Origin of the sequence: Paenibacillus sp. DP01, assembly GCF_044784315.1 — a bacterium.
Classification (GTDB): Bacteria; Bacillota; Bacilli; order Paenibacillales; family Paenibacillaceae; genus Paenibacillus; species Paenibacillus polymyxa.
In genome coordinates this window covers 5,502,318-5,514,571 of sequence record NZ_CP173059.1, presented here as the reverse complement: position 1 = coordinate 5,514,571, position 12,254 = coordinate 5,502,318, and the positions used below count along the sequence as shown (strand labels likewise).

Annotated in this window: 12 protein-coding genes; 8 read left to right on the top strand and 4 right to left on the bottom strand. The window is 46.6% G+C overall.

Translation table 11 applies throughout. From position 1 onward, the window contains the following. Positions 1 to 74 precede the first annotated feature (74 nt). The 4 genes from ACH59B_RS24335 (at position 75) to ACH59B_RS24320 (ending at position 4,348) form a co-directional block, all read left to right on the top strand. Entirely contained in the window at positions 75 to 677 is a 603-nt protein-coding gene (locus ACH59B_RS24335) for a TetR/AcrR family transcriptional regulator (protein WP_044786969.1), read from the top strand. Positions 678 to 777: 100 nt separating this feature from the next. Further along, a complete protein-coding gene (locus ACH59B_RS24330; protein ID WP_044786968.1) occupies positions 778 to 1,416 on the top strand; it encodes an SDR family oxidoreductase in 639 nt (212 codons plus the stop codon). A gap of 225 nt (positions 1,417 to 1,641) precedes the next feature. Further along, positions 1,642 to 2,352: an MBL fold metallo-hydrolase gene (locus ACH59B_RS24325; protein WP_113050069.1), complete on the top strand. Its 711-nt coding sequence runs from the start codon at positions 1,642 to 1,644 to the stop codon at positions 2,350 to 2,352. 271 nt (positions 2,353 to 2,623) lie between these two features. Next, positions 2,624 to 4,348 (top strand): glycosyltransferase 87 family protein, encoded by a 1,725-nt coding sequence (locus ACH59B_RS24320; protein ID WP_113050068.1) that lies wholly within the window; start codon positions 2,624 to 2,626, stop codon positions 4,346 to 4,348. 98 nt (positions 4,349 to 4,446) lie between these two features. On the opposite strand, the gene ACH59B_RS24315 is transcribed toward ACH59B_RS24320, so the two are convergent. The 4 genes from ACH59B_RS24315 to ACH59B_RS24300 all read right to left on the bottom strand — a co-directional run bounded on the left by ACH59B_RS24315 (position 4,447) and on the right by ACH59B_RS24300 (position 7,848). Next, entirely contained in the window at positions 4,447 to 5,151 is a 705-nt protein-coding gene (locus tag ACH59B_RS24315) for a Crp/Fnr family transcriptional regulator (protein WP_044786998.1), read from the bottom strand. 61 nt (positions 5,152 to 5,212) lie between these two features. Further along, positions 5,213 to 5,383, bottom strand: coding sequence for a rubredoxin (gene rd / locus ACH59B_RS24310; protein ID WP_016822672.1), 171 nt, complete (start codon positions 5,381 to 5,383; stop codon positions 5,213 to 5,215). A gap of 2 nt (positions 5,384 to 5,385) precedes the next feature. Beyond that, positions 5,386 to 6,579: an NAD(P)/FAD-dependent oxidoreductase gene (locus ACH59B_RS24305; protein WP_017426136.1), complete on the bottom strand. Its 1,194-nt coding sequence runs from the start codon at positions 6,577 to 6,579 to the stop codon at positions 5,386 to 5,388. Positions 6,580 to 6,612: 33 nt separating this feature from the next. Next, entirely contained in the window at positions 6,613 to 7,848 is a 1,236-nt protein-coding gene (locus ACH59B_RS24300) for an FprA family A-type flavoprotein (protein WP_016822674.1), read from the bottom strand. 215 nt (positions 7,849 to 8,063) lie between these two features. Between ACH59B_RS24300 and ACH59B_RS24295 the strand changes: the two genes are divergently transcribed. The 4 genes from ACH59B_RS24295 (at position 8,064) to ACH59B_RS24280 (ending at position 12,181) form a co-directional block, all read left to right on the top strand. Beyond that, positions 8,064 to 8,405: a cupin domain-containing protein gene (locus tag ACH59B_RS24295; protein ID WP_016822675.1), complete on the top strand. Its 342-nt coding sequence runs from the start codon at positions 8,064 to 8,066 to the stop codon at positions 8,403 to 8,405. A 180-nt stretch (positions 8,406 to 8,585) separates the two neighbouring features. After that, complete coding sequence (locus ACH59B_RS24290; RefSeq protein WP_013373670.1) at positions 8,586 to 8,741, top strand: hypothetical protein; 156 nt, start codon at positions 8,586 to 8,588, stop codon at positions 8,739 to 8,741. 45 nt (positions 8,742 to 8,786) lie between these two features. Then, positions 8,787 to 10,418 (top strand): response regulator, encoded by a 1,632-nt coding sequence (locus ACH59B_RS24285; protein ID WP_404302891.1) that lies wholly within the window; start codon positions 8,787 to 8,789, stop codon positions 10,416 to 10,418. After that, positions 10,415 to 12,181: a sensor histidine kinase gene (locus tag ACH59B_RS24280; RefSeq protein ID WP_250247984.1), complete on the top strand. Its 1,767-nt coding sequence runs from the start codon at positions 10,415 to 10,417 to the stop codon at positions 12,179 to 12,181. The genes ACH59B_RS24285 and ACH59B_RS24280 overlap by 4 nt, the downstream gene beginning before the upstream one ends. Positions 12,182 to 12,254 lie beyond the last annotated feature (73 nt).

Here is a 12,254-nt window from a genome sequence, read left to right as displayed (position 1 = left end):
AGATGAAATAAGAATTTAGTCTGTATAGTACGAAAATCACCTTACATAGGAATTCAACGAAAGGGGACAGGATGATGTCACCTAGACATGGAGTAAAGCTACAAGATATCCTGAAGGCTGCTGAGGATATTGCCAATGAACGAGGGATGGGAGATGTCACGCTCACTACGCTGGCGCAAAAGCTGCATATTCGTCCTCCATCTTTGTACAACCATGTGGACGGGTTGAACGGATTGCGTCAAGTGCTGGCATTACACAGCCTCGAAAAGTTAGAGGAGGCATTGATGAGCGCAGCCGTAGGCAGAGCAGGCGAAGATGCGCTGACTGCGATGGGGAGAGCGTATATGCAGTATGCGCGCGAGCGACCTGGTTTGTATGAAGCGATGCTGTATACAACCGACCGAAATGATACCGAGCTGAGACATGCAGCGGATCGCGTAGCGGAACTTGTCATTACCGTGCTATCCAGTGGCTACGGTTTCAACGAAGCAGATTGCATTCATGCAGCGAGGGGATTCCGTAGTCTTCTGCATGGTTTTGCCTCGCTTGAACAAAAGGGTGGTTTTGGTTTACCTGTGGATGTGGATCGGAGTATCGAAGTGATGATGGACACCTTTTGGGCAGGTCTTCGCGTGTTACAGCATAAGCGAGATGTGGAGCATTCAGAAAAAAACTGAGTTCAATCTGATATAGCCCATATGATTGCGTCCTAGACTCAAAGGGTAAAATATATCAGTATAAAGTAGATGACAGACCGTGAATACAGGAGGGATAAGAGTGAACGTATTGGTGATTGGTGCCAATGGAAAAGTAGGCAGACATCTCGTTCGCCTACTGGGGCAACATGAATTGCATCGCGTAAAGGCGTTGATTCGCAAACCGGATCAGGCCGAAGCGCTTGAACGTTTGGGAGCAGAAACGGTAGTAGCTGACCTTGAAGGGACAGTTGATGAAATTGCTGCAGCTATAAAAGGCAGCGATGCTGTCGTGTTCACGGCAGGCTCCGGCGGCAAAACAGGAGCGGATAAAACACTGCTCATCGACCTTGATGGAGCAGTCAAGGCGATGGAGGCCGCTGAGCAAGCGGGTATCCGGCGCTTTATTATGGTCAGCGCTCTACATGCGGAGAACCGGGAGCAGTGGCCCGAATCGATTAAGCCGTATTATGTGGCAAAGCATTATGCAGATCGCTTGCTGGAAGCGAGCAATCTGGATTACACGATTCTTCGTCCCGGCGGGCTAACAGATGATGAGGGTACTGGCAAGGTTGCTACTGGTGAAAATCTTACCAGCCATACCATCTCACGTGAAGATGTAGCGGCAACGGTGGTAGCAGCACTGGAGGAAAAACAGACGTATCATCGTGCGATTGATTTGGTGTCCGGCAGTACGCCTATTGCTGAGGCCATCCGGTAGAGCTAATGAATTGAAAGACATGTGCATAATATGAATAAAGGCAGACCCAGAGGTAGGATTCCGGGTCTGCTTTTTGCTTTGTATAATCCTTTCCTTTAACGCTACGTATGACCAAAAAACCAACGTTCCGATGGGCATATTACGAAAAAATTTGCCTAAAACTAATTACGTTAATTATAATACTAATATAATTAGTTTAAGATCAAGAAAAGGAGATGAGATAAAATGCGTATCGTTCAGGTGCAGCATGTGTATCAATTGACGTTTATGCCCCGGCTGTTCCCGGTGAACTGTTATTTGGTGGAGGAGAAAGAGGGGCTTACCCTGATCGATGCCGGAATGCCATACAGTGCTCAGGGTATTGAACAAGCTGCGGCGCGCATTGGACAGCCGATTGTACGAATTGTACTTACCCATGCGCATGGGGATCATGTAGGTGCGTTGGATAAGCTGAAGGCAAAGTATCCTGAGGCACAAGTATTCATTTCAAGACGGGATGCTCGGCTGCTGAAGGGTGATGTATCGTTGGAGGCAGGCGAACCGGACACTCCTATTCGGGGCAGCGTGCCGAAGAATATCCTTACCCAGCCTGACGTTTTACTGGAGGATGGGGATCATGTGGGTTCGCTGCTGGCAATCAGCGCACCGGGACATACGCCGGGCTCGATGGGATTTTTGGATACCCGTACACGTGCGTTGATTGCAGGTGATGCCTTTCAGACTCGGGGTGGTGTTGCGGTGGCGGGAAGGCTCAAGCCGCTGTTTCCTTTTCCGGCACTAGCTACCTGGAACAAGGAAATTTCGCTGGCAAGTGCCAAAAAGCTGGCGTCTTGCAATCCGTCTCTATTAGCAGCCGGTCATGGCAACATGCTGAAGCATCCACAATCTCAGCTGGAAAGAGCGATCATGGAGATGGAACAGCAATGTTCAGTGTGATGATTCCGTATTCAGCCAACATTCAGCCAGAACTCACAAAGTCCTAAGCTAAGGCAGATACAATATGAGGAAAATAGAAACAGAGAGAGGTGCATCGGATTTGAACGTTTGGAAAGCGAACGGTCTGAAATATATACTTCTATTTAGTCTCATATTGTGTGCTGCCGTTAGTATCGTGTCGTTATGGAGTTACTCAGGTAGTTCCGCGTCTCAGTCTGCGGCAGTGAGGCAAGGTCCATCCGGCGGGTTTGGAGGAGGACCAGGCGGAGGTATGGGAGGGCCGGGGCAACGTTCCTCTGACGGTCAGACTGCGGGGAACCGTGGAACAGGAAATGTAGGACAGGACCAGCAGAATTCGTCCTCAGCATCTACGGATGCGACGAACAGCTCTGACGGCAAGAATCGGGGAACGACAGGTCAGGCGACCAATTCTTCCACTGAGAATCCATCGATATCAAGTGACAAAGGCACAACGGCCGGGAATGATACGTCTGCATCGGGCGGCAGTGGTGTTGCTAGAGACGGACAGCATAGAGGTTCCGGTAGTATGTCCGGTAAAGGATCTGGAATGGGCATGGGAGGTCCTGGCGGTGGTATGGGTGGTGGAAGAAATGGAAATTCTTCATCTGCCTATGCTACTCCGATGACGATTTTCGCCGCTTTATTCTTCGGCGCGTTCGTGTTTATTGCTTACCGTTTTCGGGCTCAAGAATGGAAGCTCGGGGAACGTAACCGGGGACTGATGCTATGGACAGTGCTTGGTGCGGGGTTCTTTTTAAGAATGGCGATCGCCCCATGGATCTCGGGTCACATGGACTTAATGCTATTCCGAAACTGGGCTACGACAGCAGCGAATAGCTTGTCAGGCTTTTACACGAATGGTTCCAGTGACTATCCACCGTTCTATATTTATATTTTATATGTGATCGGTAAAATCGGCTCTACGGATGCTTTTAGTCCTTATATGTCTGTATTGCTGCGTCTTCCGAATATATTAGCCGATATCGTGACAGCGTACATGCTGTACCGGTTGGCAAGCAAACGGGTCGGCTATGGAGTGAGCCTCGGATTGGCCATATTCTACGTGTTTAACCCGGCTGTATTTATCAATTCGACCTTCTGGGGGCAGGTAGATTCATTCTTTACCATGCTGATTGTAGGCATGATTGTGCTGCTGGTGGAAAACCGAATTGGCTGGTCCGCTGTACTGTTTACGATAGCGGTATTAATGAAGCCACAGGGGATTATTTATGGGCCGGTTCTGTTCTTCGAGCTGCTGAGACAGCGCAAAATACAGCCTTGGCTGTTGTCCATTGGTGGGACCGTTGTGACAACCATTCTGGTCATATTGCCATTTTCATGGGGGCAGGAGCCATTATGGTTGCTTGATTTATACAAGGGGACAGTTGGCGAATATCCATATGCTTCGGTGAACGCGTATAACTTCTTCGCACTCATTGGTGGCAATTATACGCAGGATACTACAACGCTGTTCCTGTTCAGTTACCATACATGGGGTATGATCTGCATTGTGCTGGTGACTTTGTTTACATGGTGGATGTATATCCGCAGTCGGAAACCACAATTTGCAGCAGCAGCTGCACTGGTACTCATTGCAGGTGTATTTACCTTCGCTTCCAGCATGCATGAACGGTACCTGTTCCCTGCGGCCGCGTTAGCTGTAATGGCGTACCTGTATTTGCGAGATCGCAGATTTTTGTGGCTTGCGGGTGGATTCAGTCTTACGATTTTCCTGAACACCTTTGATATTTTCTATAGCTCCAATTCTCAGGATCATTACGGTATTATTTTGTGTGTGACATCATTGCTAAACGTGTTGTTGTTTGTGTATTTGGTCAAGGTAGTGTGGGATTGCTCCAGGCCGGCTACAGTTCAGGCTGCGCCTGCCAAGGACATGGTTCTCCCGGAGCTTCCATCGGAGCAATTAACATGGGGAGCGTCATCCCAAGGTGTGAACACAACGATGGAGAAATAGCTGATAGCAAAATGTAAAGAACAAAAGAAACCGCTCTTTGGCAAATGGGAAGTGGCCAAGTCGCCACAAGCCATAAGCTCAAAGAAGCGGTTTTTTATTTAATCCATATATTCGTTCAGTTTCTGTACATCGCAGATGGTAATCTCTCGTGTACCTTTGATATGAATAATCCCCAGTTGTTCAAATTTTCCGAACTTGCGGCTGATGGTTTCACGTGTCACACCCACATAATTAGCCATTTCCTCGCGTGAGAGGGGGAGATTTATTTTAATATTGGAGCCGTCTGGCTTGCCGTATTTATGTCCGAGTTCGAGAATCATGTAGGCAATACGGATTTCCGGGTCTTTGGTAGCCAGACTTTGAGCCAGGTTTTCAGTATGTGCCAAGCGTTTGGTAATCGTTTTAAGCAGCCTCAAAGAGATATCGGGATTGTTGCGGATCAACTCCTCCATATCATCCTTGGTGAGCATACAAATATCAGTATCCTTTAAGGCGTACGCACTAAAATTACTCAGCTCGTCGTTATTAAATATGTTCAACTCACCAAAAAAATCGCCAGTAGTCAGAATGTGTAGAATTTGCTCTTTCCCCTGAGGTGTCATCTTCAGCAGCTTGACATGCCCGCTTTTAATAATGTATAGCGTATCCGATGCCTGTTCCTCGACAATCAAGGCCTCGCCTTTCTGATATTTTCGGTGCCGGATCATGGAGCTAACCTTGCACAAATCTTCGCAGGACAAAGAGGAAAAGATAGGCACTTTGCGGGCACAGGGCTCCTGTTCGCACTGGCAGGGGCAGGACATTTCATTCACATTCATTCACTCCATTCATCAACCGGAAACTAAAAAGTATAGTGTGTTCTTGTTATTTTGTATCATCTATAGGGGCAAAATGGCTTTGATCCTCACCGCAGACTGGACAAACCCAGTCCTCTGGAAGGTCTTCGAACGCTGTACCTGGCATCACGTCTTCATCAGGGTCACCTATAGCAGGATCATAAACGTATCCACAGGGCTGACATACATATTTTTTCATTGTTAATTCTCCTTGTCATCTAAAATTTTTGTAAGCTCTGGTGCGTCCGGACTGAGTCCTTGGGTAATGGCTGCTTTATATGGAAGTGAAGCAAGAGCATCTCCGAAGCCAATCGCGCCACAGATAGAGCCGTTTTGTATGAACATACGTGTATAAGAAACTTGATTTTCACGGGTCAGGCTGTTGTCGCAGGCCTGTTCATCTACCAGACCGATGGAAAACAAGGGGCATTCATAGCTGTTGGACAGGGTGGCAGGAATGGGACGCTGGTAAGCTGCGGAGGCGCCCGCCATATTAGTGCCTGCTATTTTCCCTTGTTCCATAGCACTTTCCCATAATCCATCTACTCTATTGTGGAACTCGGCTACATCACCTGCTGCGTATATATTGGGGAAGCTGGTCTCCATCTGCGCATTCACCTGAATGCCTTGTCTGATATCAAGACCGATTTGGCGAGCAAGCTCCGTATTAGGTACAATGCCGATAGAATACACGACATGTTCACAGGGAATAACAGTGCCGTCCTGCAGTTCTACGCCCTCTACATGCTCCGTGCCTGTAATACGCTTTACGCCTTGTCCAAGGCATACCTGGGTGCCCTGTTCGATTACTCGGCGGGTCAAAATAGCGGATGCCTTTTCATCTAGCTGACGGGGCATCAGCCGTTGCGAAGCTTCCAGAATGGTGACGGCATATCCGGCTTGCTGGAAGGACCAGGCGGTTTCTACACCCTGAATACCGCCCCCGACGATACATATCCGGTCTCCCTCTCGCAATTCCGCTTTAAGTCTGTCTGCATCTTGTCGAAACCGAATGTTGTGAACGTTCCTTAGTGAAGCCCCGTCCAGCACCAGCTTACGGTTATGGGCTCCTGTACACAGCAACAGCTTGTCATAAGCAACGGTTTGTCCATTTATTGTTTCGATGGTGCAGTCCTCTGCGTGTATCGCGGTGATCTTTATGCCGGAATAAACGTTAATCCGCTGATTGGCAAACCATTTTTCCTTTTTGATCAGGATTTTGTCGCTATGCAAGTCAGTAAATAGCGCCTTGGAAAGCTTGACTCTGTTATACGGAAGGGAGGATTCTTCCCCGTAAATCGAAATTTCGGCTAACTCATCATGATCTCTAATTGCTTTTGCCGCGTTGATAGCGGCCACGCCGCCTCCGATTATAACGTAATGTTGGTTACCCATTCGGCATCTCTCCTATTCCTCTAGCTTTCTGCGCTAAATAACACTAAGCAGCAGATCTGAGACAAATTCAGCAGCATTTTTTATTTTTTTCACTTTTTCATCTTCTGTAGGAGAGAAGCGAACACGTACCGGAAATTCCACATGCGTCATACCCGTTGACTTGATTACATCTGAAGTACTTTGGACTTTCATATTAGTACCGTTCAAGTAATCCTGTACGACCTCAATGGCTTCACCGCTCCAGCCATAGGAGCCAAAGGCGGCAGCAAGCTTGCCTTCCAAATTCATCTTTTGCATTTGTTGCAGCAGGTCTTCCAATTTGCCTGTCATGTCGGCATATTTGGTAGAGCTACCGACGAAAACAGCATCCGCTGAGGCAATACTATTTAATATCTCGGTTTCATCCGCCTTATCTACATCCCATAGCTCCACCTTGATTTGGTTCTCCAAAAAGCAATCTCTCAGGATGTTTGCCATTTTTTTAGTATTATTTTTTAAGGTGGCATAAACAATCGCTACTTTTTTATCATCCTTGGTTTCGGTGCTCATCGATGCGTACAAATCAATAAATTTGGCAATATCATGTCGGATCGCGAAGCCGTGGGAAGGAGCAATCATCTCAATATCCAAGTCAGATACAGCTTCGATTAATGTACGCACATATCTGCGATGTGGATGAATAATAGCCTGGTAGTATCCGATAAAATCCTCGGTAATATCAAAACCGGCCTCATCGGCAAATAGATGCTCTACAGCTACGTGTGTGCTGAAAATATCGCAAGGGAACAAGATTTTATCTTCCACGCAATACGTAATCATGGTTTCCTCCGTATGGAGGTAAGGTGTTTCCTTAAATAGCAGTGTCTTGCCTCCAATATCGAGTTGATCCCCATCCTTGATTACGAGGAAGTTCCGATGCTGGAGCTTGTACATCTGCTGAATTTCCGGAACGGCAATCTCAGTGCAGACAATGGTGGCGTTTGCTGCCTTGGAAGCAAGGGCCGCCAACCCGCCGGAGTGGTCCGGTTCCGTGTGATTGACGATTATATATTGAATATCCAACGGGTCGATCAATTCCGCTACAGCTTCGGCAAATTCTCTACCGAACGCCATATCTACGGTATCTATAATGGTTGGTTTTCCGGTTTTTAGTAAGTATGCATTATAGGTTGTACCCTTAGATAGGGTAAGCCGATGAAAGGGTACCTCACGATTATCGATTTTTCCTACCCAATATATATTCTTTGCCAGCTTGAATCCTGGTTTCATAGGAATAACCTCCTGTTGTTTTGGTTTGTCTAACACAATTTGATTCTAGCTAGATGTGATGATGAAAAAGATGATTGAAATCAAATTTTTGAATATTTCAAAGTATTTATGACTTAAATTTATGTTTGTGATCGCAATCACAAGACGAGCGTAATAATCAAATACAATAAGACTATATAGGCCCAATCCAATTACAAACAGGAGAGTGAATCTACATGAAAAAATCAAACCTCATTCAATTTCAGGAATATAAAGAAGCTGCATTTACAAAACGAATTGTGCATAAGGAAGCTGACAATGTTATTTTTATTCTCAACTTCACCCCTAATGCTGAGTTGCCAACACATAACCATCCAGGAGCGAATGTATATTTGCTCGTTCTTGAAGGAAGCGGTACTGTAACTGTAAATGGTGAACAAACGGAAGTTGTCCAAGGGGATATGATCCATATTACTGGAGATGAGCACTTTTCCTATCGTGGTGGTGCGGGAGCGAACTCCAGCCTGCATGTGGTGTTGACCAAAACGCCAAGTGAAAGCTACGCACAAAATGTATAAAGTATAGAAATCGCAAGAAGAGGAACTGCAGTCCAAACATATAAAAGCCGCTTGGTCATTTAGACCAGGCGGCTTTTGTATTGGAGAGACACACCCCGGAATACGCTATAAACCGGCTGTCTAGCGGGATTACTGTACCTGTGACAGCGCTGAATGTCTAAGCCACAGTAGGTCACGGTTGTGTTCAGTGAGGAAGAAGCTGGGGGCAATAGTTTTCACGCTTTGGAGCGACCTTATGATGAAATCCCGTCTGTACAAATGGCTTCCGAAGTGCCACAATACGTTTTAAAGGCCATTTTTCTCCAGCTGGAATATCGTGCAAGGCTCGTGAAGTAGTTAACCCCAATAAAATGACGTTTCATCGAAAGGAGGAAGCAGGTTATGAAGCTGCATCGAGCCATTGTAGTGGATGATGAAATTTTCACCCGCAAAGGGCTGATTCAACTTGTCGATTGGGAAATCTGTGGCTTTGAAATCGTGGGTGAAGCTGATAACGGTGAGGATGCGCTGGAGCTAATCAGTCGTCTTCACCCAGACCTGATCATTACCGATATTCGTATGCCTGTGCTGGATGGATTAGAGCTGATTCGATCTGTACTCGAACGGAGTACCCAACATCCTGCTTTTATTATCATGAGCGGCTACAGTGATTTTGCTTATGCGCAGCAGGCACTCCGCTATGGAGTGCATGATTTTATACTTAAGCCGGTTGATGATGAGGACTTTTCGGCTACACTGCGCAAGCTGAGTGAAAGATTGCACCGTGAACAACAGAACGCGCAGCGATATCAGAACCACCTTACAGGCGGGCTGTTAGAGACGATGATGATGAACCCAGTGGATGATGCAGTGGTGACACATTGGGAGCAGCAGCTGCGACTTGGAGAAGCCACGTGTATGTACTATGTACTTGTTGAGCTGAATGATCAGCATCCTTGGCGCTCTGGTGACGATGGTGTCATGCTATCGCTTTTCCAGTTCAGGGAGCTTATAGAGCAAGCGCTTCATCGTTTAATGGACGGCAAGTACCCTCTCTATGTCCATGAGCATCGTAACCGGGTTGGTCTTATCGTACCGGACTTCTTTTTAGAGGGTTTTGGAGCCAAAGTAGAATTGTTTATGAAAGCGCTACAACAGGAGATAGAGGGGATGGAGTCAGTAAAAAACCAGTTGGGAATTCGGGTATTCGTTTATGCGGGAAGTCCTGTGAATCGGTTGCGGGATATCCAGCAGTCCTATGCCAGTGCAAAGGAAGCAGTGCTTCATAAATACATTCATGACCCTAGCGGTATTGTTATCTTTTTGCAGGATGAAATGCCATCCCTCCACTTTAGGACCATTCGTCAGGACGTACTGGATAGCTTGACAGAGCAGATCGAGGAACTCCAATTGGAAGAGCTACGCGCGACCGTAGGTTATTTATTTAGCAGCTTTCGGGAAGAGTATTATGCTCCTGAGGCTATGAAAATGAGTCTGCATCAATGCGTTCTTAGTATCGTGCGGGTCATTCAAAACATGCAGGGAAATGAGCGCTCACTTCAGTCACTGGAACCGATGATAAACTGGCAGGATATGAATCTGTCGTTGGGTGAACTCCAACGATTGTTTACAGCCTTTGCCGAAGAAAGTGGAAAATATATTGGGACGCTGCGCAAGGAATGTCAGCAGGGAGGAATCCAGCACATCCGTGCTTATATTGAGCAGCATGCTGCCGAGAATATAAGCCTGAAAAGTATTGCGGCTCACTTTTACATGAATCCGGTATACCTCGGTCAATTGTTCAGAAAAACATACGGGGTGTACTTTAACGAATTCCTGCTGAAGTTGCGCGTTCAGGAGGCGAAACGCCTGCTGCGGCAGACGGACCTGCGTATTTATGAAATTGCGGAGCGAGTGGGCTTCGGCAGTTCAGACTATTTTGTGACTCAGTTTGAAAAGCTGGCGCACGTCACGCCAAGTGAATACCGCAATAGCCTAAGTGCTGGGTACGAGCCAGAGAGGTCCGGCGAATGAAGAGGCTGAGAACTATCCTGGATCATATACGGCTGCGAGATAAAATGCTGCTGCTTTATTTCCTCTGTGTTTTTACACCTATCGTGCTGACCAATCTGATCTTTTACCATGTTACCTCGCAAAATGTGAAAGAACAGCGTATTCAGGATATTACGCGCGCCCTGGAACAAATTAAAATTGAATTTTACCGGGAATTTGAAGATGCGATGGAAATCTCGTCTATCTTTTATACCGATTATCGACTCAATGAGGTGTTGGAAGAAACATATCCCCACCCTGCTGATTATATTGCTGTCTATGACTCTTATTTACGTCGTATCTTAAACAATACTTACAGTCCTGTGTACCAATCCGTGGGTGGAATTACGATCTATACAGATAATCCAACGCTAATGGATTCCGGGGGAATCAGCTTTATAGATGAGAGGGTCAAAAGCTTCCCTTGGTATACCCAAATCCCGCCTGGACGCCAGTCCAAGCCTATATTTGTCCGTACTGACGACAGTACCGCTGAGCAGCTACACCCCTTCAGCCTGATTCGACGGATGAACTATTTTTATTCCCAAAATGGTCGTGAAAAAATACTGAAAATAGAGCTGCGAATGTCATCCATTCGGGAGATTTTCAATAACTTGAACTTGCAGGGGAGTCTCTTTCTGCTTAACGAACGGGGAGAAGTCGAATATACAAATGACCCGAAGGTTGATATAAACCATAAGAGCGTGGCCTATAGCACCCTCAATCTACCCAATGACACCATGGAATTCAAGACTCATTATGTGCTTACGAATAATCTGAACGGCTGGAGCATTGTGGCTGCGGTATCCAGAGATGAAGTGTTGTATGAAATGCAGGAACCTCGCAATTTTGCGCTCTTGTTAACCTGTGTAAATATGCTGCTGCCCACCTTGATCATTATCTGGATTACACGTTCGCTGAACGTGCGGCTTCATCGCATTCTGAAACATGTGAAGAAGGTGAAAAATCAGCATTTTGAACTCATTCCGGGTATGGAGTCGAGTGATGAAATCGGACAGCTCACAGGTGAATTTAACCGGATGACGCTGAGAATCAAACGACTGATTAACGATGTCTATATGGCCGATATTCAGCGAAAAAATCTGGAGATTCAGCGTAGGCACGCCCAGTTGAATGCACTTCACAGCCAGATCAACCCCCATTTTCTGTTCAATGCGCTGGAGACGATTCGTATGCGAAGCCTGATGAAGCATGAGGATGAGACAGCCCGCATTATTCATAATATGGCACGGATTTTCCGCAATTCGCTGGTGTGGAACAAGGATCGGGTTACTTTGCGGGACGAGCTGGAGTTGATCCGTTGTTTTCTGGAAATCCAACAATATCGCTTTGGTGAGCGAATACAGTACGATGTACAGGCACGCTCCGAAGACTTGGACAATTTGATTCCCAAAATGGTCGTACTGACGCTGGTTGAAAATGCAAGTATCCACGGCATTGAGCCGCTAAAGCATGGGGGACGCATTGAGATTCTTTTTGAGCATGAGGAAGAACGACTGATGCTAACGGTTCGGGATGATGGGGTGGGCATGTCTGCGGAACAGGTGCAGCGCTTATATGGTTACATGCAAAGGCAGGAAGAAATGGGTGAGCGTATAGGTCTGCAAAATGTCATCTATCGTCTAAAACTTTACTACGGCAACCGCTTTAAGCTGGTCATTCGCAGTGCCCCCGGCGAGGGTACGGAGATTCGTATAATGATTCCTGCGGATCGGGACCTATAGTTTCCTAAGTAACACCTATAGATTGACAGGTGAACAAAATGAAAGGCATTTTATAAAATGAAAGTGCTTACAA

Excerpts from the sequence above, each read along its gene's own strand:
- ACH59B_RS24320 (WP_113050068.1), top strand. The coding sequence starts at position 2,624 with ATGGGAGGGCCGGGGCAACGTTCCTCTGACGGTCAGACTGCGGGGAAC.
- rd (WP_016822672.1), bottom strand. The coding sequence starts at position 5,383 with ATGAAAAAATATGTATGTCAGCCCTGTGGATACGTTTATGATCCTGCT.
- ACH59B_RS24295 (WP_016822675.1), top strand. The coding sequence starts at position 8,064 with ATGAAAAAATCAAACCTCATTCAATTTCAGGAATATAAAGAAGCTGCA.
- ACH59B_RS24335 (WP_044786969.1), top strand. The coding sequence starts at position 75 with ATGTCACCTAGACATGGAGTAAAGCTACAAGATATCCTGAAGGCTGCT.
- ACH59B_RS24325 (WP_113050069.1), top strand. The coding sequence starts at position 1,642 with ATGCGTATCGTTCAGGTGCAGCATGTGTATCAATTGACGTTTATGCCC.
- ACH59B_RS24300 (WP_016822674.1), bottom strand. The coding sequence starts at position 7,848 with ATGAAACCAGGATTCAAGCTGGCAAAGAATATATATTGGGTAGGAAAA.
- ACH59B_RS24285 (WP_404302891.1), top strand. The coding sequence starts at position 8,787 with ATGAAGCTGCATCGAGCCATTGTAGTGGATGATGAAATTTTCACCCGC.
- ACH59B_RS24305 (WP_017426136.1), bottom strand. The coding sequence starts at position 6,579 with ATGGGTAACCAACATTACGTTATAATCGGAGGCGGCGTGGCCGCTATC.
- ACH59B_RS24315 (WP_044786998.1), bottom strand. The coding sequence starts at position 5,151 with ATGTCCTGCCCCTGCCAGTGCGAACAGGAGCCCTGTGCCCGCAAAGTG.
- ACH59B_RS24280 (WP_250247984.1), top strand. The coding sequence starts at position 10,415 with ATGAAGAGGCTGAGAACTATCCTGGATCATATACGGCTGCGAGATAAA.